Origin of the sequence: Lactococcus sp. FSL W8-0209, assembly GCF_038006585.1 — a bacterium.
GTDB lineage: Bacteria > Bacillota > Bacilli > Lactobacillales > Streptococcaceae > Lactococcus > Lactococcus lactis.
This window is the reverse complement of record NZ_JBBOVN010000001.1, coordinates 2070977-2094456: the sequence shown is the minus strand read 5'-3', so window position 1 is coordinate 2094456 and position 23480 is coordinate 2070977. Positions and strand designations below refer to the sequence as shown.

Here is a 23480-nt window from a genome sequence, read left to right as displayed (position 1 = left end):
TAGAAATAATGGTTTGTCAGCAAAATCTGTGGGATATATTGTCCCCATAGGCTTTGTAAGCAACGAAACACTACTGTTTTCGTTGCTTTTTTGGCGTCTTTTATATTGAATAAACCAGAAAAGTTATAAAAAAGACAAACTACAGACTTTTCGGTTTTTTTAATTAAAAATTCATCAAAAACACAGACTTTTTTAATCAAATCTAAAAAATAGAGGAGAAAACACTTGGCAGGACATGACGTAAAATACGGTAAACACCGTACAAGACGCAGTTTTTCACGTATTAAAGAAGTAATCGGTTTGCCAAACCTCATCGAAGTTCAAACATTAAGTTATAAAAACTTCCTCGATGAAGGTCTTGCAAATGTCTTCAAAGAAATGTTTCCAATCGACAACTTTGCGGGTACAATGGAACTCGAATTTGTTGGTTATGAAATGAAAACCCCAAAATATACTGTTGAAGAAGCTCGCGCACATGACGCAAACTATTCAGCACCTATCTATGTAACCTTCCGTCTTGTAAATAAAGAAACTGGTGAATTAAAAACACAAGAAGTCTTTTTTGGTGACTTCCCACTCATGACTGAAATGGGGACATTTATCAATAACGGTTCAGAACGTTTGATCGTTAGCCAATTGGTACGTAGTCCTGGTTCATACTTCCATCTTAAAGCTGATAAAAACGGTCTTGAAAGTTTTGGACATACAACAATTCCTAACCGTGGAGCTTGGTTTGAGTTAGATACAGATGCTAAAGGCATTGGTTATGTTCGTATTGACCGTACACGTAAATTAACTTTTACAACTATGCTTCGTGCGCTTGGATTTGGTTCAGATGAAGAAATCCTTGAATTGTTGGGAGAAACTCAACTTTTAACAGACACTATTGCAAAAGATGTTCATAAAAACCCAGCTGACACGCGTGTAGAAGAAGCGCTCAAAGACATCTATGACCGCTTGCGTCCAGGAGAACCTAAAACAGCAGATAGCTCACGTGGCTTGCTTGTTGCTCGTTTCTTCGATCCAAAACGTTATGACTTCGCACCTGTTGGACGTTACAAATTTAACAAGAAATTAGCGCTTAAAAATCGTTTGCTTGGTTTGACTTTGGCTGAACCGATTGTTGACCCAGAAACTGGTGAAATTCTTGTTAATACAGATACTCTTGTTACTCGTGATGTGCTTGATTTAATCGAACCATTGCTTGATAACGGTCTTGGAAACTTTGTTGTTGAACCATCTGACGACGCTGTAATTCCAGAACCAATTACTTTGCAAAGTATCAAAGTTTATTCACCTAAAGATCCAGAACGTGTTGTTACATTACTCTCAAATGGTAATCCTGATGCAGAATGCCGTGTCTTGACACCAGCCGATGTGATTTCAAATATCAGCTACTGGCTTGGTCTTGCTGAAGGAATTGGTAAAGTAGACGATATTGACCACTTAGGTAACCGTCGTATCCGTTCAGTAGGTGAATTGCTTCAAAATCAAGTACGTATCGGTCTTTCACGTATGGAACGTGTTATTCGCGAACGTATGTCATCTTCAGAAAATGAAAATATCACACCACAAGGTTTGATTAACATTCGTCCTGTAACAGCTTCAATTAAAGAATTCTTTGGTTCATCACAATTGTCACAATTTATGGACCAACACAATCCTTTATCTGAGCTTTCACACAAACGTCGTTTTTCTGCCTTAGGACCTGGTGGTATCTCACGTGACCGTGCTTCATATGAAGTACGTGACGTTCACTATACTCACTATGGCCGTATGTGTCCTATTGAAACACCTGAAGGACCAAACATCGGTTTGATTAACAACTTATCATCATATGCCAAAGTAAACGAATATGGTTTCATCATGTCACCATACCGTCGTGTTGACCGTGTGAACGGTGTGGTTACTGACGAAGTTGAATATTTAACTGCCGATGAAGAAGACAACTATACTGTTGCCCAAGCCAACTCACCATTGACTGAAGATAGCCGCTTTGCTAACGAAACAGTTATGGCTCGTCATACTGGTAACAATATTGAAGTTGAAGCTTCAACAGCAGACTATATGGATGTTTCACCTAAACAGGTTATCGCCGTTGCTGCTGCATGTATTCCATTCTTGGAAAACGATGACTCCAACCGTGCCCTCATGGGTGCCAACATGCAACGTCAAGCAGTTCCATTGATTGACCCACATGCACCTTGGATTGGTACTGGTATGGAACATCAAACTGCTCGTGACTCAGGTACTGCGCTTATTGCAAAACATGCTGGTGTTGTTGAGTATGTTGATGGTAATGAAATTCGTGTTCGTCGTACTTCTGGTGAACTTGATATTTACAATATTACAAAATATCGTCGTTCAAACTCAGGAACTTCTTATAACCAACGTCCATTGGCTCGACTTGGAGAAAAAGTTGAGAAAGGGGACATCATTGCTGATGGACCTTCTATGGAAAATGGAGAAATGGCCCTTGGTCAAAATCCACTTGTTGCTTATATGACTTGGGAAGGTTATAACTTCGAGGATGCGGTAATCATGTCAGAACGTTTGATTAAAGACGACGTTTATACATCAATTGCCATCGAAGAATATGAATCAGAAACACGCGATACAAAACTTGGCCCTGAAGAAATTACTCGTGAAATTCCAAACGTTGGGGATGAAGCACTCAAAAACCTTGATGAATCAGGAATTATCCGTATTGGTGCTGAAGTTAAAGATGGTGACTTGCTTGTTGGTAAAGTAACTCCTAAAGGTGAAACTGATCCAACACCAGAAGAACGTTTGCTTCGTGCAATCTTCGGTGAAAAAGCTCGTGAAGTTCGTGATACATCACTTCGTGTTCCTCACGGAGGTGGCGGTATTGTTCATGACGTTCGTGTATTTACACGCGAAAATGGTGATGAATTGCCATCAGGCGTGAATAAACTTGTTCGTGTCTTCATCGCTCAAAAACGTAAGATTCACGTTGGGGATAAAATGGCCGGACGTCATGGTAATAAAGGGGTTGTTTCAAATATCGTTCCAATGGAAGATATGCCTTACTTACCAGATGGAACACCTATTGATATCATGTTGAACCCACTTGGGGTACCATCACGTATGAATATCGGACAAGTTATGGAGCTCCATTTAGGTATGGCTGCTCGTACACTTGGAATTCACATTGCAACTCCAGTGTTTGATGGAGCATCTGATGAAGATATCTGGGATACCGTTAAAGAAGCTGGAATGGCCGATGATGCGAAAACGGTCCTTTATGACGGACGTACTGGTGAACCATTTGATAACCGAATTTCAGTCGGTGTCATGTATATGATTAAACTTCACCACATGGTTGATGATAAACTCCATGCTCGTTCAGTTGGTCCTTACTCACTCGTTACACAACAACCGCTCGGTGGTAAAGCGCAGTTCGGTGGACAACGTTTTGGGGAAATGGAAGTTTGGGCACTTGAAGCCTATGGTGCTGCCAATGTTCTTCAAGAAATCTTGACTTACAAATCAGATGACGTGATTGGACGTACGCGCGCTTATGAAGCTATTGTTAAAGGAGAACGTATTCCTAAACCAGGTCTTCCTGAATCATTCCGCGTATTGGTTAAAGAGTTACAATCACTTGGTCTTGATATGAAAGTCCTTGATGCTGACCGTAATGTTCTTGACTTACGTGAATTGGATGAAGATGAAGTAATGACTCGTCCAGATAATACAGAAATTACTCCTGAAATGCTTGAAGCACAGGAAGCTATTGTTGCACAAGCAGAAGCTGAAGAAGAAGCTTTGATTAACGCTGATACTGAAAAATAAGATTTTGTAATTAATATTTTGAGATAGATTTACTGACAAAAATTTCTGTCAGTAAATCTCTAATCTCATAATCGTCTAGCGTTAAATTTATTAGAAGTGGAGAAAGAATTGGTTGATGTAAATAAATTTGAGAGTATGCGTATTGGTATCGCATCTCCACAAAAAATTCGTTACTGGTCATTCGGTGAAGTTAAAAAACCAGAAACAATTAACTATCGTACACAAAAACCTGAACGTGAAGGACTCTTTGATGAACGTATTTTCGGTCCTCAAAAAGACTGGGAATGTGCTTGTGGAAAACTTAAAGGTGTTTTCTACAAAAATCAAGTCTGCGAACTTTGTGGTGTTCAAGTAACAACTGCAAAATCACGTCGTGAACGTATGGGACATATTGAGCTTGCTGCTCCAATTTCACACATTTGGTACTTCAAAGGAATTCCATCACGTATGGGACTTGCTCTTGATATGAGTCCACGTGCACTTGAAGAAGTGATTTACTTTGCAAGTTATGTTGTGATTGATCCTAAAGAAACTGATCTTGAGAAGAAACAACTCTTGACTGAACGTGAATATCGTGAACAACTTTTGAAAAATGGTTTTGGTTCATTCGTTGCAAAAATGGGTGCTGAAGCGATTCAAGATTTGTTGAACGATGTTGATATTGATAAAGAAGTTTCTGAACTCAAAGAAGAGCTCAAAACAGTTACTGGACAACGTCGTGTAAAAATTATTCGTCGTTTGGACGTTTTGTCAGCTTTCAGAAAATCAGGAAATGCTTTATCTTGGATGGTCTTAAACGTATTACCAGTTATTCCACCAGATTTGCGTCCAATGGTTCAATTAGATGGTGGACGTTTTGCCACATCTGACTTGAATGACTTATACCGTCGTGTTATTAACCGTAATAACCGTTTGAAACGTTTGATGGAACTTAATGCTCCAAATATTATCGTTCAAAATGAAAAACGGATGCTTCAAGAAGCTGTTGATACTTTGATTGACAATGGTCGTCGTGGTCGTCCAATCACTGGTGCTGGTAACCGCCCATTGAAATCTCTTTCACACATGTTGAAAGGGAAACAAGGACGTTTCCGTCAAAACTTGCTTGGTAAACGTGTTGACTATTCTGGACGTTCAGTTATCGCTGTAGGTCCAACACTCAAAATGTACCAATGTGGTGTTCCGCGTGAAATGGCGATTGAGTTGTTCAAACCATTCGTAATGGCTCAACTTGTTAAGAAAGAATTGGCTGCTAATATTCGTGCGGCTAAACGTAAAGTTGAACGTCAAGATTCTGATGTTTGGGATGTACTTGAAACAGTTGTTAAAGAACACCCTGTTCTTCTTAACCGCGCACCTACGCTTCACCGTTTAGGTATTCAAGCTTTTGAACCAGTCTTAATTGATGGTAAAGCCATCCGTCTTCACCCACTTGCTTGTGAAGCCTACAACGCCGACTTTGACGGTGACCAAATGGCCATTCACTTGCCATTGTCTGAAGAAGCACAAGCTGAAGCACGTCTTTTGATGCTTGCTGCTGAACATATCTTGAACCCTAAAGATGGTAAACCAGTTGTTACACCATCTCAAGATATGGTCCTTGGTAACTACTACCTTACGATGGAAGAAAAAGGTCGTGAAGGCGAAGGAATGATTTTTGCAACTCCTGAAGAAGTTGAAATTGCAATGCGTAATGGTTATGTACATTTACATACTCGTATCGGTATCGCAACAAAATCACTCAACAAACCTTGGACAGAAAACCAAAAAGATAAAATCTTGGTAACTACTGTTGGTAAAGTTATTTTCAACTCAATCATTCCTGAAGGAATGCCTTACTTGAACGAACCAACTGATGTTAACTTGACAACTTCAACTGATGACCGCTTCTTTATGGATGCTGGTCAAGATATCAAAGAAGTTTTGGCTGGAATTGATACTGTTCGTCCATTCAAAAAAGGATATCTTGGAAATATCATCGCTGAAGTCTTCAAACGTTACCGTACAACAGCTACATCTGAGTACCTTGACCGCTTGAAAGACCTTGGTTACCACCAATCTACTTTAGCTGGTTTGACTGTGGGTATCGCCGATATCCCTGTTGTTGAAGATAAACATGAAATCATTGATGCTGCCCACAAACGTGTGGAACAAATCACTAAACAATTCCGTCGTGGTTTGATTACTGATGATGAACGTTATAACGCTGTTACAGGCGTTTGGCGTGATGCAAAAGAAGCCCTTGAAAAACGATTGATTGATGAACAAGATTTGACAAACCCAATCGTTATGATGATGGACTCTGGAGCCCGTGGTAACATCTCTAACTTCTCTCAACTTGCTGGTATGCGTGGTTTGATGGCCGCTCCTAATGGTAAAATCATGGAATTGCCTATCATCTCAAACTTCCGTGAAGGTCTTTCTGTCTTGGAAATGTTCTTCTCAACTCACGGTGCCCGTAAAGGGATGACCGATACGGCCCTTAAGACAGCCGACTCTGGTTATCTTACTCGTCGTTTGGTTGACGTTGCCCAAGATGTTATCATTCGTGAAGACGACTGTGGAACTGACCGTGGACTTGTAATTTCTGATATTGCTACTGGTAAAGAAATGGTTGAACCACTCTTTGAACGTTTGGTAGGTCGTTATACTCGTAAATCAGTGCTTCATCCAGAAACTGGTGAAATGATTATTGCTGACGACACTTTGATTTCTGAAGATGTTGCCCGTAAAATTATTGATGCTGGTGTTAAAGAAGTAACTATCCGTTCAGTATTTACATGTAAAACTCCACATGGTGTATGTAAACATTGTTATGGTATCAACTTGGCAACAGGTGATGCTGTTGAAGTTGGTGAAGCTGTTGGTACAATCGCCGCTCAATCAATCGGTGAACCTGGTACTCAGTTGACAATGCGTACATTCCATACGGGTGGTGTTGCGTCAAGTTCAGATATCACTCAAGGTTTGCCTCGTGTTCAAGAAATCTTTGAAGCACGTAACCCTAAAGGGGAAGCAATCATCACTGAAGTAACTGGTACAGTTGAATCAATCGTTGAAGATCCTGCTACACGTACTCGTGAAATTACTGTTAAAGGTAAAACAGACACTCGTAGCTACACTGTAGGTATGGCTGATGTCTTGATGGTTGAAGAAGGTGAATTTATTCACCGTGGTGCACCTTTGATTCAAGGTTCTATCGAACCTAAACACTTGCTTCAAGTTCGTGATGCCTTGTCAGTTGAAACTTACTTGCTCGGTGAAGTACAAAAAACTTACCGTTCACAAGGGGTTGAAATTGGTGACAAACACATCGAGGTAATGGTTCGCCAAATGCTTCGTAAAGTTCGTGTCATGGATAATGGTTCAACTGATATCCTTCCAGGTACTTTGATGGATATTTCTGACTTTGAAGCTTTGAATGAAACTGCACTCTTGAATGGTGAAATGCCTGCAACTGGTCGTCCAGTCTTGATGGGTATTACTAAAGCCTCTCTTGAAACAAATTCATTCTTGTCAGCTGCATCATTCCAAGAAACAACTCGTGTCCTTACTGATGCCGCAATTCGTGGTAAAGAAGATCACTTGCTTGGTTTGAAAGAAAATGTTATTATCGGTAAGATTATTCCTGCTGGTACAGGTATGTTCCGTTACCGTAACATTGAACCTTTAGCTAATTTAACAAATGCTCCAAAAGTAGAAGAAGTTGAAACAGAAACTGTGGAAAACTAATTTTAAATCTAGAAAATAAATAAAAATTACTGACAGAATTTCTGTCAGTGATTTTTTTATTTTTGTCAGTAACCTTTTTTATTAAATTTACTGACAAAATCATTAAAAACATAAAATCTCTGTCATTTTTGGTAAAATAATTCTATGACTTATTATCTCCTTGCAAATCCCAATTCTGGTGCAGGTAAAGGTGCTCGGACTTTGGAGACTTTGATTCCATATTTGGAAAAAAATAATTATGAATATCGACTTTTTAAAACTAAAGCTGCTGGCGAAGAAGGCGCTTTGGTCAGACAAATATTAGACCTTAAAAATCCGGATGACCACTTAGTTATTATTGGTGGGGATGGTACCATTTCACTTGTCATTAATGAACTTCCAGAAGAAGAGGCCTTTTCTTATATTCCTTCAGGTTCTGGCAATGATTTCGCCAGAAGCTTAAAGTTGAAACTTGACCCAATTGAATCTTTTGAAGCTGCTCGTAGAGGAATTAATCATGAGATTTTTATCATGAATTATCAATCTAAAGGATTGAGTGGCTATGCTCTAAATAATATTGGAATTGGTTTAGATGCAACTATCGTGAAATCTGCCAATGAAGGAAAGCTTAAACAAGTGCTTAACAAATTGAAATTGGGAAGTTTTTCATATATTTTGACTGCCTTGCACGTTTTGATAACTAAAAAACCATTTACAGCTTTAATTGAAGTAGAAAATCAAGAAATTTCACTAGAAAATGCCTTTCTGATGACTTTTACCAAACATCCATACTTTGGAGGTGGAGTAAAAATTTCTCCTGAGGCCACCAATGAAAATGCAGATATTCACCTTGTTGAATATAATAAACATCACTTATTACGGACTTTTTCATTAATTCCAAGTGTTCTTCGCGGAATGCATTTAAAACATCCCTTATTTTTACACCGAGTGAGTCCTCAGTTTTCTGTAGAATTAGCAGAAAGTCAACCAGTCCAAATTGATGGAGAAATTCATGAGTTAGTTGCTGCTGACAGACTTTCAATCAGTACTGAAAGAAGAATGATTATTTACTGACAGAATAAAAAAACTCCAATTATGGAGTTTTTATTTATTTTCAATTAATTATTATACAATAATTGTTGTATTTTTATACTTTTTATATTATAATTATGCTATTGTTTTTTTATAAAAATAGAAATTATAAAACAGAAAAGAGAAAATATGAACTTTGATTTTTTACCGAAATATCTGCCCTATTTTAATGATGGGATGATTGTCACAATTTTGATTTCAGCTTTCGTGGTTTTGATTGGAACACTCTTAGGGATTGTCACAGCCCTTGCCAAGATTTCTAAAATTGCTCCATTGCGCTGGTTGGCAAATATCTATATTGAAATTTTCCGTGGAACACCAATGCTCGTTCAAATTATGCTTGGTTTTGGCTTAATGGGAAGTCTATCTTTACCAACCTTTCAAGTTGGGATTTTACAACAAGATTTGGGGCGCTTGATTCCAGGGATTATTGTAATCTCATTGAATTCGGGGGCTTATATGGCGGAAATTGTTCGGGCTGGAATTGAAGCTGTTCCTCTTGGACAAAAAGAAGCAGCCTATTCATTAGGAATTCGCCCAAGACAAGCGATGGCAACCGTTATTTTACCTCAGGCTTTGAGAAACATTCTACCAGCCGTCGGCAATGAATTTGTGACAATTATCAAGGACAGCTCGCTTCTTTATACAATTGGAGTAATGGAAGTTTTCAATGGTGCACAAACAGTAGCAAATTTGACTTATCAAACCATTAGCCCGATGTTATTTGTAGCTCTCTACTATTTTGTAGTCACTTTTGTTGTCAGTCGCTTACTTGTTTTATTTGAAAAGAAACTCGGGAAAGGATATGCAAAATAATGAATGAATATTTAATCGAAATAAAAAATCTGCATAAATATTTTGGAAAAAATGAAGTCTTAAAAGGACTTGATATCCAAATAAAAAAAGGTGAAGTTGTTGTGATGATTGGCCCCTCTGGCTCTGGGAAATCAACTTTTTTAAGAACGATGAACTTATTAGAAAAGCCAACAGATGGTCAAGTCTATTTTGAAGGAGTTAATATTGCTGATAAATCAGTGGATGTCTTCAAACACCGAGAAAAAATGGGGATGGTTTTTCAACAATTTAATCTATTTCCTAATATGACAGTCCTTGAAAATCTATGTTTGGCTCCAGTTAAAACGGGTAAAATGACCAAAGAAGAAGCTAAAAAAACGGCGGAAGATTTACTTCAAAGAGTTGGACTCTCAGATAAAGCAGAGGCTTATCCACAAGCATTGTCAGGTGGGCAACAACAAAGGGTAGCTATTGCTCGTGCTTTAGCTATGAACCCAGATGTGATGCTTTTTGATGAACCAACGTCAGCACTTGACCCTGAAATGGTTGGTGAAGTTTTAGCCGTGATGCAAGAACTTGCCAAAGAAGGCATGACAATGGTCGTTGTAACCCATGAAATGGGATTTGCTAAAACAGTTGCTGACAGAGTTTTGTTTATGGCTGATGGAACAATTGTTGAGCAAGGAAAACCGGCACAAGTTTTTGATTCTCCAAAAGAAAAAAGAACACAAGACTTTTTAGCAAAAGTCCTATAATTTAAAAGCTTATAGTTAAAGAGAATATCAAAAAAACGGCATGTCTGCTGTTTTTTTTCTGGTCTGTGGTATAATACTAATAAGACTGGTAAAGTGATAGAAGACAAATTATAGAAAAGAGAAAACAAAATGAAATATGAGGATATAAACGAAAATACTATAAAAATCACCTTGTCTTTTGATGATTTGACAGATTATGATATCAAATTATCAGACTTTTTCGGAAATCAAGAAGTCATTGAACAATTTTTCTATGAATTGGTTGATGAGCTTGGTTTAGAAAATCGCTTTGGAAATGTGGGAATGTTAACTTTTCAAATCCAACCTTTTCCTCAAGGTGTTCATATGATTGTTCATGAAGAAGCGATGCTAGGTGAAGGTGGAGAAATTCCAGATGACCCAGAAGAGTTTGAAGAATTGATGACTGGTTTTTATAATAAATTAAATGAAATAGGGGCAGATATGGCGCGCGAGCGAGGAATTACTGATTTTAAACCTGGGCTTGGTTTACCAGGAACAAAAAAAGACGAAGCTGAACAAGAGCCAGATTTTATTTATTACTCTATTCGTTATGAAGATATTATGTCTGTCTTAACAGGAATAAAAAATGTGAAGTTTGCTGATGAAGAATCAGAGTTTTATCGTTATGATGGCAATTTTTATCTTGTTGTTTTGGATAATCAAAAAGAAAAAGGCAAGATGCATGTTGAAAGTACCCGTTCACGAATGATGGAATATGGGGAAGCAACAAAAATGAGTCGAGAATTTTTGCAGGAGTATGGTGAATGTCTTATTGCGACACGTGCTTTAGATGTTCTTAGAAAAATCTAAATATGGTTGATACATTAAAAGAAATCCCCTTTGCACTTAAGTTCCTAATTGTTATTATTATCACTTTTGGTATCTCTGTGATTTTAACGCCAATTATGACTTTTGTGTCCAAAGCAATTGGTGCGGTGGACAAGCCTAACGAGCGTCGTGTGAATAAAAAACCAATGCCCTCTGCTGGAGGTTTGGTCATTTTCATTGCTTTTGCGATTGCGACCTTGTTTATTCTGCCACATATTGTTCATAATCAGCCTCCCATTCATTCGCAACCTCCAGTACATGGCGCAAGTCATCAGCCAATTCAGCTAGTCAGCTATTTTAGCTACATTTGGCCCTTTATTGTTGGTGCTGGAATTGTTGTTTTGACTGGTTTGATTGATGATATAAAAGAAATTTCACCTAAAATGAAACTTTTAGGATTGACAGTTGCGGCGAGTTTTATCTGGTTCTTTACCAATGCCCGCTTTGATAATTTAAAAATTCCTTTCGGGGGGCCTTTACTAATCTTTCCTGCTTGGTTATCCTTTATTTTTACCGTTTTTTGGATACTTGCGATTACTAATGCAATAAATTTAATTGACGGATTGGACGGACTAGCAAGTGGAGTATCAATTATTTCACTGACAACAATGGGAATTGTTTCTTACTTTTTCTTACCTAATCCAAATGTATTTTTACCGATTACCATTTTTATAATGGTGGCTGCAATTATGGGATTCTTTCCTTATAATTATCATCCAGCGATTATTTATCTGGGAGATACGGGAGCTCTGTTCCTTGGTTTTATCATCTCGGTTGCTTCTTTGCAAGGATTGAAAAATGCAACGGCTGTAGCCGTTTTGACTCCTTTATTAATTTTAGGAGTACCAATTACGGATACAATTATGGCAATGATTCGTCGTAAACTTAATCGTCAATCAATTGCAACGGCTGATAAACGACATCTTCACCATCGCCTAATGGCACTTGGTTTTACTCATCGTGGAGCTGTTCTAGTCATTTATGGAATTGCATCGATATTTGCATTTATATCCATTCTTTTGCAATTTTCAAGTCGTATCGGTGGGATTCTCTTAGTGATTGCTTGTCTCTTTGGATTGGAAATATTTATTGAACTTGTTGGAATTTTAGGCGAAAATCGGCAGCCAGTCTTAAAAGCACTGAAATTTGTTGGAAATTCTAGTTATCGTGATAAAGTTCTCCATTCTGATGAAGATGCAGATACAGATGAAAATGAAGAAGATATTGAAAATCATTCAATGATAAATGAGGAAATTGATGAACCAACACAAGAATTCCCAATTCAAAATTATCGTAGAAGTCGAAATAAAAAATAAGAAAAACCTCTAATTTTAGAGGTTTTTTTGATATCTAAAAATGCCTGTAGTCATTTATTATTTATATTGCGATTAATAAAAATAATGTATGCGAAAATAACAAATTTTGTCAATTTTTTGTTAGAATAGATACTATAAATGTCAAATACAATTGACAATTCAAAGGAGCGAAAAAATGGCTACACTTGAAATTAAAAATCTTCATGTGGCGATTGAAGATAAAGAGATTCTCAAAGGAGTCAATCTAGTCATCAACACCAATGAAATCCATGCGATTATGGGACCTAATGGGACTGGTAAATCAACATTATCTGCTGCAATTATGGGAAATCCTAATTATAGCGTGACACAAGGAGAAGTTCTTTTTGACGGTCAAAACGTTTTAGAAATGAGCGTTGATGAAAGAGCTCGTCTTGGACTTTTCCTTGCCATGCAATATCCATCTGAAATTCCAGGAATTACGAATGCAGAATTTTTGCGAGCAGCAATGAATGCTAAACGTGCTGAGGATGACAAAGTTTCTGTTATGGAATTTATCAAAAAATTGGATAAAAATATGGAAGTTTTGAGCATGAAAGAAGAAATGGCTGAGCGCTATCTCAATGAAGGCTTTTCTGGTGGTGAAAAGAAACGTAATGAAATCCTTCAACTTTTGATGTTAGAACCAACTTTTGCCATTCTTGATGAAATTGACTCAGGACTTGATATTGATGCTTTAAAAGTTGTTGCTAAAGGTGTTAATTCAATGCGTGGTGAGAAATTTGGGGCATTGATTATTACTCACTATCAACGTTTGCTTGATTATATTACACCAGATGTTGTCCACATTATGATGGATGGTCGTGTGGTGAAAACAGGTGGCGCAGAACTAGCTAAACGTCTAGAAACTGAAGGATATGTCAATATCGCTGAGGAACTTGGATTAGAATATAAAGAAGAAGTTTAAGGAAAGGAGATAGTAAGTTATTTTTGCTTACTGACAGAGCTGTCAGTAAGTCTAAAGTTCATTAATTTACTGACAGAATGTTTTGTCAGCAAATTAATGAATTCAGTTAAGAAAATGCAAACTTGCTAATATTAATTATGAATCAAGAAATCTTAAACTTTTCACAAATGCATGCTGAACCAGCTTGGTTATCAGATTTACGTCAAAAAGCTGCACTTGAATTTGAAAATCTAGAATTACCTAATATTGAACGAGTAAAAATTAATCGTTGGGGCTTAGACCATTTAACAATTTCTGAAAACGAAGAAATTGGATCTGTTCCTACTTTTACGGAAATTCCAAATCATCCTTTGCTTGTTCAAGTCGGAAGTCAAACAGTTATGGAACAAATGACACCAAATTTGGCTGAACAAGGCGTAATTTTCACAGATTTCAATTCAGCTTTAACCGAAATTCCTGAACTACTTGAGGAAAATTTTGGTTCTGTGGTTCCATTTAATGAAAGTCGTTTAACAGCAGCAAATACTGCGACATTTAATTCTGGATTAGTTCTTTATGTTCCAGATGGTGTGGAAGTTCTTGAACCCATTGAATCAATTTTGATGCAAGAGGGTTCATCAGAAGTTCCTTTTAATAAACGAATATTAATTATTGTTGGGAAAAATGCCAAAGTTGACTACCTTGAACGTTTGGAAACAAGTGGAGAGCAAAGCTCAAAAGCAAAAGCAAATATTGTCGTTGAAGTAATTGCAAAAGCAGGAGCTCAAGTCAAATTTGCAGCCATTGACCGTTTAGGAGAAAATGTTACAGCTTCAGTTGTTCGTCGCGGATTGATTGGTGATAATGCAACAGTTGACTGGTCTGTTGGTGTCATGAATGACGGAAATGTTGTTGCTGACTTTGATAGTGACCTCAAAGGGAATGGTTCTCATTCACAAATTAAAGTGGTTGGGATTTCAACAGGTCATCAAACGCAAGGAATTGATACAAGAGTGACTAATTTTGGTCTAAATTCGGTTGGTCATATCTTGCAAAATGGTGTAATTCTTGATAAAGGAACTTTGACATTTAATGCCATTGGTCATATTATCAAAGGGGCGAAAAATGCGGATGCCCAACAATCTTCTCATGTTTTAATGCTTTCTGATAAAGGACGAGGAGATGCAAATCCAATTCTCTTGATTGATGAAAATGAAGTAACTGCGGGTCACGCAGCTTCTGTTGGTCAGGTAGATGAGGAAGATTTATTCTATCTTCAATCTCGTGGACTTGATGAAGAAACTGCTAAAAGACTTGTTATTCGAGGATTTCTCGGTTCAGTTGTCAGTGAAATTCCTGTCAAATCAGTCCAAGCAGAATTTATTGAAACTATTGAAAGAAAGCTGGGCATGTAATGCTTGAAGGCATCAAAAAAGATTTTCCAGTATTGAATCAAATTGTTAATGATGAACCTTTGGTCTATTTGGACAATGCGGCAACGACTCAAAAACCTTTGAAGGTTTTGGCTGCGATAAAAGATTATTATGAAAATGATAATGCTAATGTCCACCGTGGTGTTCATACTTTGGCAGAGCGAGCAACTGAAAAATACGAAGCGGCGCGTGAAAAAGTCCGTCATTTTATCAATGCTAAATCAACAAAAGAGGTTTTGTTTACTAGAGGAACAACGACTTCAATCAACTGGGTTGCTCAATTTGCTGGGCAAATCTTAAAAGCAGGTGATGAAATTGTCATTTCGATTATGGAACACCATTCTAATATTGTTCCCTGGCAAGAAGTTGCTAAGAAAACTGGAGCAATCTTAAAGTTTGTCTATCTTAAAGATGGTCAGCTAGATATGGCTGATTTACGTAAAAAAATCACTAATCAAACTAAATTTGTATCGATTGCTCATGTTTCTAATGTATTAGGGACAATTAATCCAGTAGAAGAAATTACCAAAATTGCTCATGAACACGGTGCTTACATGGTGGTTGATGGTGCACAATCTACACCACATATGGCGATTGACCTTCAAAAAATGGATGTCGATTTCTTTGCTTTCTCAGGTCATAAAATGATGGGACCAACCGGAATTGGCGTTCTTTACGGCAAAGAAGAACTTCTAAATCAATTTGAACCTGTCGAATTTGGGGGAGAAATGATTGATTTTGTTTATGAAAGTCATTCAACATGGACAGAACTTCCTTGGAAATTTGAAGCTGGCACACCTAATATTGCGGGTGCTATTGCTTTAGGAGCTGCGATTGATTATATTCAAGAGCTTGGAATTGACCAAATTCATCAACATGAAATTGAATTGATTGATTACCTCATGCCTAAACTTCAAGAAATTGAAGGCTTAACCATTTATGGACCGAAAGATAATGTAAAAAGAGGCGGTCTAATTACTTTTAATATTGAAGGACTTCATCCGCATGATGTCGCAACTGCCCTTGATATGGAGGGAGTAGCTGTAAGAGCTGGTCACCATTGTGCTCAACCTTTATTGAATTATCTCGAAACTCCGGCAACTGCTAGAGCAAGCTTTTATCTTTATAATACAAAAGCTGATTGTGATAAATTAGTTGAAGCACTTAAAAAAACAAAGGAGTTTTTCAACCTTGATTAATATGCTTAATTGGGTCGCCTCCCTCCCACTTTGGTTGGCAACCACATTTCTATTTGTTGTTGTTTTCTTTAGAGCTCAATGTACTTTTTGGTTAGGAAAATTGAGTTATCATGGAATTTTGAAAACGAAGTGGGGCAAAAAACTTGAGAAAAATTCAGAGACTTCCGCTGGAATTTTAGCCATTCAAAAAATGGGTTGGCCAATTATTCCTCTGTCTTTTTTAACAGTCGGTTTTCAAACTGCTGTTCAATTTGGCGCTGGTCTAACAAATTGGTCTTGGTATAAATACACATTGGCTGCGATTCCAGGTTACTTAGCTTGGGGATTTATCTATGCCTCAGGAGGACTAAGCCTATTTCGTTCACTCGTTCAGGGTTCGATTGACTTACTCATTCTATTTATCATCATCATTTTAGCTGTGGTAATTGCAGCAAATCTCGTCCTTCGTTATATTCGTAAAAATGGAATAAAAACGGATGATTAGAGAACAAGAATAATCAAAAAGTTACTGACAGAAATTTTATAAGTCATTAAAGAAGGCTGTCAGTAACTTTTAGAATTTATTTTTATCAATATTAAAATAAAGAAAGTGTGAAAATGTGGCTTTATCTAAATTAGATAATCTATATCGTGCAGTAATTCTTGACCACTCATCAAATCCACGTCATGCTGGAGAATTACAGACAGGATGTATGGTTGACCTCAACAATCCAACCTGTGGTGATGTGATTCGCCTGACTGTTGAATTTGAAAATGATGTCATTTCAAACATTGCTTTTAGCGGTCATGGCTGCACAATCTCAACAGCTTCAGCTTCAATGATGACCGTTGCTGTTCTTGGAAAAACAAAAGAAGAAGCAAAAGAGCTGGCAACTATTTTTTCAGCAATGGTGACTGGTGGAACTGACGAACGACAAGAAGAACTTGGGGATGCTCAGTTTCTTGCAGGGGTTAGTAAATTTCCAGCTCGAGTAAAATGTTCCACTCTGGCTTGGAATGCCCTAAAAAAAGCCATTGATGTTGGTGAAGCACAAGAAACAGTAATTCATGGCGAATAGCTAAAAGTTACTGACAGATTTTTTATCAGTAAATAAAAACTCGTCAGTAAAACTGAGGAGCCTGTCAGTAGCGACTGAAAAGAGTTTTTTGCCAATGAATGAAGGACTTGTCAGCAAAGCTGGAAAGTCTGTCAGTAAAAAGCGATTGAATTGAGCTTTTTATCAATGGATAAAGGATTTGTCAGCAAAGCTGACAAGTCTGTCAGTAATAAATATGCCAAAGAGGAAGAAAAATGACAGAAAATAGTACACAAGAAGTCGTCAAAGACCTCGAAGAATATAAATTTGGATTTCACGATAATGCAGAACTTGAATTCACAACAGGTTTAGGTTTGACCGAAGAAGTCATTCGCGAAATTTCTGAAACAAAAAATGAACCTGAGTGGATGTTAGAGTTTCGTCTGAAATCTTTTGAAGCTTTTAAAAAATTGGACATGCCAAAATGGGGCCCAGATCTTTCTGGTATTGATTTTAATGATATTGTTTATTATCAAAAACCATCAGCAAAAGCTGCGCGTTCTTGGGAAGACGTTCCTCAAGAAATCAAAGACACTTTTGAAAAAATTGGTATTCCAGAAGCTGAACGTTCATATTTGGCAGGAGCTTCTGCTCAATATGAATCAGAAGTTGTTTACCATAATATGAAAGATGAATTTGAAAAATTAGGAATTATTTTCACTGACACTGATTCAGGATTACGTGACTATCCAGAAATTTTCAAAAAATATTTCAGTAAACTGGTGCCACCAACGGATAACAAATTGGCGGCCTTAAATTCTGCCGTTTGGTCTGGTGGGTCATTTGTCTATGTTCCTAAAGGAGTCAAATGTGAGATTCCGATTCAAGCCTATTTCCGTATTAACAACGAAAAATCAGGACAGTTTGAGCGGACATTGATTATTGTTGAAGAAGGGGCGTCTATTCAGTACGTTGAAGGATGTACTGCACCAACTTACTCTGCAAGTTCACTTCATGCAGCAGTGGTTGAAATCTTTGTTGAAGAGGGTGGTTATATGCGCTACTCTACTATTCAAAACTGGTCAGATAACGTCTATAATCTGGTTACCAAACGTGCTGCTGCAGAAAAAAATGCGACGGTTGAATGGATTGACGGAAACTTAGGTTCAAAAGTATCCATGAAATACCCAGCCGTTCATTTGAATGGACCAGGAGCGCGGGGAACAATGCTTTCAATCGCTTTTGCTGGAGCAAACCAAAATCAAGACACAGGTGCTAAAATGATTCATAACGCACCAAATACTTCAAGTTCAATCATTTCTAAGTCTATTGCCAAAAATGGTGGAGCAGTCAATTACCGTGGACAAGTTACTTTTGGAAAAAATTCTAAAAAATCCGCTTCTCATATTGAATGTGACACAATTTTGATGGATGATTTATCAAAATCAGATACCGTACCATTCAATGAGATTCATAATTCACAAGTTGCCTTGGAACACGAGGCGAAAGTGTCAAAAATTTCAGAAGAACAACTCTATTATTTGATGAGTCGTGGACTTACAGAAAAAGAAGCAACTGACATGATTGTCATGGGCTTTATTGAACCCTTTACCAAAGAATTGCCAATGGAATACGCTGTTGAATTAAATCGTTTGATTTCTTATTCAATGGAGGGTTCTATTGGGTAAAATAAAAAATCTGCTCCCTTGATTTTGGGGAGTATTTTTTTATGATTTATATCTTACTTAGTTTGTGATATTAGAGAAAATAGGTACAATGAAAACTCTGATAGAATCACTTTAAATAATAAAGAGGATTAATCTAAATTTTATTTTTTCATAATTCGTTGAATAATAGTTTCAACAGGCTCAATTTTTTCAAGATAAGCAGAAGAGCTACCAGCCATAAATGCACCATTGATTAAATCACCTTTTTCTACTGCGGCTTTCAATGATTTATTTAAAGGATATTCTGATGAGATATTTAATAGTCTGGTCAGATGGCCATTCTTATCTGAGATTAAACTTGTTCCATTTTCTTCACTTTTGCAGATTAATTCTTGGTAAATTGGTGAAATTTGACATTCTTTTGCCAATAAAAAGGCGGTGCCAACTTGTACTCCATTTGCACCTAAAATATTAGCCAAAGAAGCAGTATGGTGATCATAAATTCCACCAGCAGCGATGAGCGGTAAGGGACAGATTGGAGCAATTTCTTTGAGAAGTGAGGCCAAGTTTTGGCTACCCACGTGACCTCCTGCTTCATTTCCTTCTACGATGATTCCGGAGATAGGAAGATTTAACATTTTTAGAGCAATTTCTTTATTGGGAACCACAGGGAAAAGTTTGATATTATTAGCAATTATAGTATCAATAATTTCTTTAGGACTCCCTGCACCAGTTGTCACTACTGATATTTTTTCTTCACAAATCACTTCTAAAAGTTGCTTGATATTTTTATCGAGTAACATTAAATTAACACCAAAAGGCTGTGAAGTGAGACTTTTTGTTTTTCTTATCATTCTTCTCAGCTCATTTGCTGTCCGTCCGCCACTACCAATAATTCCCAAAGCTCCATTGTTTGAAACAGCAGCTACTAATTCAGCATTAGAAGCCCAAGCCATTCCACCTTGAAAAAGAGGATATTTTATTCCTAATTCGCGATACCAAGTCATTTCATTCTCTTTCTATATTTTATTAAAGTTTATGAAATGTAGGTTCCTGCCAATAGCCAATCTCAGAGCCATTAACGGAAAAAATTTTGCCTGTCATTTCGCTTTCAATTAAATCATTAATAATAAAATTAGCGACATCAGAGCTTGAACCCATTTTCCATTCATCAGGGATATTCTGACCATAAGTTTCTTTTAAACTTTTTAATACTGGTAGAGTCATATCAGTTACGGCGGCAGGGGAAACAGAATTTACTCGTATCATACTTTTTTTCAATTCTTTAGCTAGTGTTTTCGTAAAAGCAATGATGCCGGCTTTGGACGCCGCGTAGTTTGCTTGCCCAAAGTTACCAAATAAAGCTGATTTTGAAGTTAGTGTAATGATTTGTCCGCCTTGATTGATTTTATCAAGCAAAGCGTGAGTACTATTAAATACACCAGTCAAATTGACAGAAATGACTTCATCCCAAATTTCTGGGCTCATTTTCTTAAAAGTACTATCAGCAGTAATTCCAGCATTATTAATTAGAATATCAATATCCTTTATTAATTTGGCTGCATTAGCAACGCTAGAGCGATTAGAAACATCTAGTGGAAAAGCTTGGATTTCTGTTTTGGGAAATTTTTTTCAATTCTTCAGCTCTACTTTTTAAACTAAGTGGGTCACGGCCAGTTAAAATGACTTTGTGATTGGCTTGAGCAGCTTTCTGAGCAATTGCCCAGCCGATTCCCCTTGTTGCACCAGTAATCAAAATTGTTCGTTTGTTCATTGCTTCCATTCTCCTTTTAGGATTAATGTTTGATTTCTGTCAGTAATTTGAAAAGCGTTTTGATTAAATATAAAACAAAAGCGTTCATTCAAATAAGCTGGTGAGCAGAAATTTGCTTTTAAGTATGATAAAGGCACAGAATAGAACTCTTGATACATCTCTTCTAAAATAAATAATAAAAAATTTCCAGGTATAATGGGATTTTTACCGTAGTGTAAAGAATTGGTATCTTTAACTGATTGAAGATAATCAATTAAATCAGCCTCATTGATTTTTTTGTATAATTTCATTCCAGGAATCCTCAGATAATAGACTTAGGTTAATTTGTGCCAATAACTTTGTATTGCTAGTTATTTCAAGACTTAGATTGATTATATATTTTTTTGAATGACGAGTGATGTGTTCACTTAGTAAATAAAGTTTCAGTTTATCAAATGAATAATTAGAAGATGGATAACGAATAATTTCTTCGGATAGTAACCAATTTTCTCCATTTTTAAGACTGTGGGGAATTCCTTCTAATTCTTGCCACAATTGTGGAAGTAAGGAGAGAAAATTTTTTTGGCCCTCTAATTTAAAATGTCTTGGAAGACTTTTTTGAGCGATTAAAATCATTTTTGATACCAGTGATTACCTATCAGTATACTGATTCCCATACCTCCAGCTACGCACAAAGTTGCGATGCCAAGACATGGTTTTTGCACTTGGTTTAGGCGATTTAAGAGTCGAGAAATTAGAATGCCACCAGTTGCACCGTAAGGATGACCAAATGCAAGGGCACCACCATAAGCATTTAATTTTATATCATCAAGCTTAAAATAATTTTGGAATAAAATGGCCTGACTGGCAAAGGCTTCATTTAATTCGATAGCCTCAATATCATTAAGTTTAAGGTTAAATTTCTGTAAAAGTTTTTCAGTTGCTTTTATTGGGCCTAATAAGAAATCTGATGGAGATAAAGCAATAGTTGTTTGTCCTAAATAATAGCCTTGAAAATCAAAAGGATTATTAGTGGATGACAATATGATTGAAGAAGCACCATCGTTTATTGGGCAAGAGTTTCCAGCAGAGGCTGTTCCGTTAGTGGTAAAAGCAGGGGTTAATTTGCTCAAAGCTTCCATTGAGGATTTAGGACGAACAGTTTGATCGCTACTTATTGTAAATCCTTCATCTTGATAGGGAAAAACTTCATTTTCTAAAAGTTTTCCTTCAATAGCTTGAGTCGCTTTTTTATGACTATTTAGAGCGTAAAGGTCTTGAACACTACGAGGAATATTGTATTTTAGGGCTGTCATATCGGCAATTGTTCCCATGTCGAAATCTTCATAGGGTTCAGGAGCCATTTTAAATCGTTTAATCGGCTGATAACTCTCTGAATCAAGCATAATATTGGCTTGAGATGTGCTTTCTACCCCTCCTGTACAAATAATGGAAGCTTCACCAGAAATAATGTAGTTTGCAGAGCTAATCATAGCTGTCAGTCCAGAACCGCACTGCTGGTCAATTGTAAAAGCTGGGACCTGGCTAGAAAATCCTGCTTTTAAGGCACAACGTCGAGCTAAATTTCCTCCTTGATTAGTCACATTTCCCAAAATAATATAGTCAATATCAGCTTTTTTGAGAAGTGGATTTTTATTAAACTGTTGTTTAATTAGACTTTGATATAAAGTTTCAGGAGAAATTTTTTTATAAAAACCATTGATTTTTCCTATAGGTAAACGGTTTGCTGCTATGATACCGACGGGATTTTTAAAGCTCATGATAGACACCTCTAAAATATTCTTTTTCTAATTCTTTTCTGGATATTTTTTGATTTTTAGTAAAATTAAGAGTAGGAGTTTCTAAATATATCTGAGGAAGTTTGTATTTAGGAAGTCTTTGAGCTAGTATTTTGATTAATTTCTCTTTCTCGATAGGGTTTAAGAGTAGTAGAGCAATTTTTTGACTATATCTTTCATCAAAAACTCCAAAAGCGATGCAGTCTTCACATAAATCTTTTGCCATACGCTCAATTTCTTCTGGAAAAATTTTATTTGCACCATGTTCGATAATGTCAGACCGACGTCCAAATAAATAAAGATGATTATTTTTTAAGGTTCCTAAATCATCAGTTGTCCATGATTGTGGATAAGGTTGATTAAGATAGCCAGAAAATAAATAAGGACTTTTAACTGTAAGACGATATTTTGGTCCTAAAGTGAGCTCTACGTGTGGAAAGAGTTTTCCTACAGATGATGTTTTTTTACCATCATTAACTACTTGCCATGAAATAAAACTTGTTTCAGAGCTTCCATAAAACTCAATCATTTGAGTTTGCGGAAGTTTTTTTCTTACTTTATTAATCGCCTCTGGGCTCAGTGTTCCTCCACCTAAAAAAATAATCTCTGGAGAAGTTAAAGCAAATAATTCATTGAGGTTATTTAAGAGGTAGGTTGGGACGGTAAAGAGAACATAGCTTTCCTTAATATTTATAAATTGTGAAGGATTTGTAATTGCTAGGAAGGTTTTTCCTAAATATAAAGCACACATGAGTGTGTGAAGTCCTAATGAAGTAGTGAGTGGGCTAGTAGTTGCAAGAGCTTGTGATTTGCTCAAATGAAATAAATCATCACAAACTTCAAAACCCATTTTCCAAGATTCCCAGTTACGATAATAGATTTTGGGCTGTCCAGTTGTCCCAGATGTGCTTGCTAAGAACAAAGTATCCTCAGGGATAAGTCCGAATTCAAAAGACTTTTTCTTAAAAGATTTATCCACGACAAGTGGGTAATTTCCACTTTCGATAATTGCGAGAAAATCAATAATAAAATTCAAGGGACTATCATTTATTAGAGTAATAACAGTTTTAGAGGAGTGGCTATAATCTGTTAATTTTCTTTGTATTAAATCATTGATTTGTTGGTAGCTATAGGAAGTTTCGTCTATTTTAAGAGCTGGATAATCAGTAAAAAGTGCGGTCAGTTTTGAAAAATTAAATTTATTTTTTTCCATCTAAAATTTTCCTTTGTGTGAATAAAAAGCAAACAATAAAATTAATAGTTAACCTAAATTTGATTTTAGGGTTACTATTTGATATGATATCAGTATAATAAAAAATTCTTTTATTGTAAAATATAAAATCAGGAGTAGCAA

Annotated in this window: 20 protein-coding genes; 13 read left to right on the top strand and 7 right to left on the bottom strand. The window is 36.6% G+C overall.

Features of this window, described 5'->3' with window-relative positions:
* Positions 1-225 precede the first annotated feature (225 nt).
* From rpoB to sufB, 13 genes are all read left to right on the top strand, one after another.
* Positions 226-3816, top strand: a complete 3591-nt coding sequence (gene rpoB / locus MKX45_RS10345) for a DNA-directed RNA polymerase subunit beta (protein WP_340817173.1) — start codon at positions 226-228, stop codon at positions 3814-3816.
* A gap of 108 nt (positions 3817-3924) precedes the next feature.
* On the top strand, positions 3925-7548 hold the full coding sequence (rpoC, locus tag MKX45_RS10340) for a DNA-directed RNA polymerase subunit beta' (RefSeq protein ID WP_340817172.1): 3624 nt from the start codon (positions 3925-3927) through the stop codon (positions 7546-7548).
* 144 nt (positions 7549-7692) lie between these two features.
* Entirely contained in the window at positions 7693-8601 is a 909-nt protein-coding gene (locus MKX45_RS10335) for a diacylglycerol/lipid kinase family protein (protein WP_128267519.1), read from the top strand.
* 147 nt (positions 8602-8748) lie between these two features.
* Positions 8749-9435: an amino acid ABC transporter permease gene (locus tag MKX45_RS10330; protein ID WP_004255158.1), complete on the top strand. Its 687-nt coding sequence runs from the start codon at positions 8749-8751 to the stop codon at positions 9433-9435.
* Positions 9435-10169, top strand: coding sequence for an amino acid ABC transporter ATP-binding protein (locus MKX45_RS10325; protein ID WP_004255171.1), 735 nt, complete (start codon positions 9435-9437; stop codon positions 10167-10169). Before MKX45_RS10330 ends, MKX45_RS10325 begins: the two co-directional genes overlap by 1 nt.
* Positions 10170-10298: 129 nt before the next feature.
* Positions 10299-11000, top strand: a complete 702-nt coding sequence (locus MKX45_RS10320) for an adaptor protein MecA (protein ID WP_004255173.1) — start codon at positions 10299-10301, stop codon at positions 10998-11000.
* Between the two features lie 2 nt (positions 11001-11002).
* A complete protein-coding gene (locus MKX45_RS10315) occupies positions 11003-12334 on the top strand; it encodes a glycosyltransferase family 4 protein (protein ID WP_015426955.1) in 1332 nt (443 codons plus the stop codon).
* 175 nt (positions 12335-12509) lie between these two features.
* A complete protein-coding gene (gene sufC, locus MKX45_RS10310; RefSeq protein WP_004255181.1) occupies positions 12510-13280 on the top strand; it encodes a Fe-S cluster assembly ATPase SufC in 771 nt (256 codons plus the stop codon).
* A 137-nt stretch (positions 13281-13417) separates the two neighbouring features.
* Positions 13418-14674, top strand: coding sequence for a Fe-S cluster assembly protein SufD (sufD, locus tag MKX45_RS10305; protein WP_015426954.1), 1257 nt, complete (start codon positions 13418-13420; stop codon positions 14672-14674).
* Positions 14674-15891 (top strand): cysteine desulfurase, encoded by a 1218-nt coding sequence (locus MKX45_RS10300; protein WP_057720738.1) that lies wholly within the window; start codon positions 14674-14676, stop codon positions 15889-15891. Before sufD ends, MKX45_RS10300 begins: the two co-directional genes overlap by 1 nt.
* Before the next feature lies 1 nt (position 15892).
* On the top strand, positions 15893-16375 hold the full coding sequence (locus tag MKX45_RS10295) for a hypothetical protein (RefSeq protein WP_095348240.1): 483 nt from the start codon (positions 15893-15895) through the stop codon (positions 16373-16375).
* Positions 16376-16490: 115 nt separating this feature from the next.
* Positions 16491-16949: a Fe-S cluster assembly sulfur transfer protein SufU gene (gene sufU, locus MKX45_RS10290; protein ID WP_057720737.1), complete on the top strand. Its 459-nt coding sequence runs from the start codon at positions 16491-16493 to the stop codon at positions 16947-16949.
* Positions 16950-17182: 233 nt separating this feature from the next.
* The gene (gene sufB / locus MKX45_RS10285; RefSeq protein ID WP_004255207.1) at positions 17183-18595 is read left to right on the top strand and encodes a Fe-S cluster assembly protein SufB; all 1413 of its coding nucleotides are present in this window, start codon (positions 17183-17185) and stop codon (positions 18593-18595) included.
* A gap of 140 nt (positions 18596-18735) precedes the next feature.
* Here the strand turns inward: sufB and MKX45_RS10280 are convergent, their stop codons facing one another.
* Genes MKX45_RS10280 through MKX45_RS10250 form a run of 7 tightly spaced genes read right to left on the bottom strand, consistent with a single transcriptional unit; the run spans position 18736 to position 23339 of the window.
* Entirely contained in the window at positions 18736-19581 is an 846-nt protein-coding gene (locus tag MKX45_RS10280; RefSeq protein ID WP_057720198.1) for an NAD(P)H-dependent flavin oxidoreductase, read from the bottom strand.
* Positions 19582-19603: 22 nt separating this feature from the next.
* A complete protein-coding gene (locus tag MKX45_RS10275; RefSeq protein WP_240664825.1) occupies positions 19604-20185 on the bottom strand; it encodes an SDR family NAD(P)-dependent oxidoreductase in 582 nt (193 codons plus the stop codon).
* The gene (locus tag MKX45_RS10270; protein WP_340817168.1) at positions 20157-20348 is read right to left on the bottom strand and encodes an SDR family NAD(P)-dependent oxidoreductase; all 192 of its coding nucleotides are present in this window, start codon (positions 20346-20348) and stop codon (positions 20157-20159) included. The genes MKX45_RS10275 and MKX45_RS10270 overlap by 29 nt, the downstream gene beginning before the upstream one ends.
* Positions 20345-20638 carry a hypothetical protein gene (locus tag MKX45_RS10265; RefSeq protein ID WP_057720197.1) on the bottom strand — a complete coding sequence of 98 codons (294 nt, stop codon included), beginning with the start codon at positions 20636-20638 and terminating at the stop codon, positions 20345-20347. Before MKX45_RS10265 ends, MKX45_RS10270 begins: the two co-directional genes overlap by 4 nt.
* The gene (locus tag MKX45_RS10260) at positions 20613-20963 is read right to left on the bottom strand and encodes a hypothetical protein (protein ID WP_057720196.1); all 351 of its coding nucleotides are present in this window, start codon (positions 20961-20963) and stop codon (positions 20613-20615) included. Before MKX45_RS10260 ends, MKX45_RS10265 begins: the two co-directional genes overlap by 26 nt.
* Positions 20960-22108 (bottom strand): acetyl-CoA C-acyltransferase, encoded by a 1149-nt coding sequence (locus MKX45_RS10255; RefSeq protein WP_128267520.1) that lies wholly within the window; start codon positions 22106-22108, stop codon positions 20960-20962. Before MKX45_RS10255 ends, MKX45_RS10260 begins: the two co-directional genes overlap by 4 nt.
* Positions 22098-23339: an AMP-binding protein gene (locus MKX45_RS10250; protein WP_057720194.1), complete on the bottom strand. Its 1242-nt coding sequence runs from the start codon at positions 23337-23339 to the stop codon at positions 22098-22100. The genes MKX45_RS10255 and MKX45_RS10250 overlap by 11 nt, the downstream gene beginning before the upstream one ends.
* Between the last annotated feature and the right edge of the window lie 141 nt (positions 23340-23480).

Bases quoted from the DNA above. Each gene is read 5' to 3' on its own strand.
- MKX45_RS10265 (WP_057720197.1), bottom strand. From the start codon at position 20,638: ATGAAATTATACAAAAAAATCAATGAGGCTGATTTAATTGATTATCTT.
- MKX45_RS10295 (WP_095348240.1), top strand. From the start codon at position 15,893: ATGCTTAATTGGGTCGCCTCCCTCCCACTTTGGTTGGCAACCACATTT.
- MKX45_RS10250 (WP_057720194.1), bottom strand. From the start codon at position 23,339: ATGGAAAAAAATAAATTTAATTTTTCAAAACTGACCGCACTTTTTACT.
- MKX45_RS10255 (WP_128267520.1), bottom strand. From the start codon at position 22,108: ATGAGCTTTAAAAATCCCGTCGGTATCATAGCAGCAAACCGTTTACCT.
- MKX45_RS10280 (WP_057720198.1), bottom strand. From the start codon at position 19,581: ATGACTTGGTATCGCGAATTAGGAATAAAATATCCTCTTTTTCAAGGT.
- sufC (WP_004255181.1), top strand. From the start codon at position 12,510: ATGGCTACACTTGAAATTAAAAATCTTCATGTGGCGATTGAAGATAAA.
- MKX45_RS10325 (WP_004255171.1), top strand. From the start codon at position 9,435: ATGAATGAATATTTAATCGAAATAAAAAATCTGCATAAATATTTTGGA.
- MKX45_RS10330 (WP_004255158.1), top strand. From the start codon at position 8,749: ATGAACTTTGATTTTTTACCGAAATATCTGCCCTATTTTAATGATGGG.
- MKX45_RS10260 (WP_057720196.1), bottom strand. From the start codon at position 20,963: ATGATTTTAATCGCTCAAAAAAGTCTTCCAAGACATTTTAAATTAGAG.
- MKX45_RS10300 (WP_057720738.1), top strand. From the start codon at position 14,674: ATGCTTGAAGGCATCAAAAAAGATTTTCCAGTATTGAATCAAATTGTT.
- MKX45_RS10315 (WP_015426955.1), top strand. From the start codon at position 11,003: ATGGTTGATACATTAAAAGAAATCCCCTTTGCACTTAAGTTCCTAATT.
- MKX45_RS10270 (WP_340817168.1), bottom strand. From the start codon at position 20,348: ATGAACAAACGAACAATTTTGATTACTGGTGCAACAAGGGGAATCGGC.
- MKX45_RS10320 (WP_004255173.1), top strand. From the start codon at position 10,299: ATGAAATATGAGGATATAAACGAAAATACTATAAAAATCACCTTGTCT.
- sufD (WP_015426954.1), top strand. From the start codon at position 13,418: ATGAATCAAGAAATCTTAAACTTTTCACAAATGCATGCTGAACCAGCT.
- MKX45_RS10335 (WP_128267519.1), top strand. From the start codon at position 7,693: ATGACTTATTATCTCCTTGCAAATCCCAATTCTGGTGCAGGTAAAGGT.
- sufB (WP_004255207.1), top strand. From the start codon at position 17,183: ATGACAGAAAATAGTACACAAGAAGTCGTCAAAGACCTCGAAGAATAT.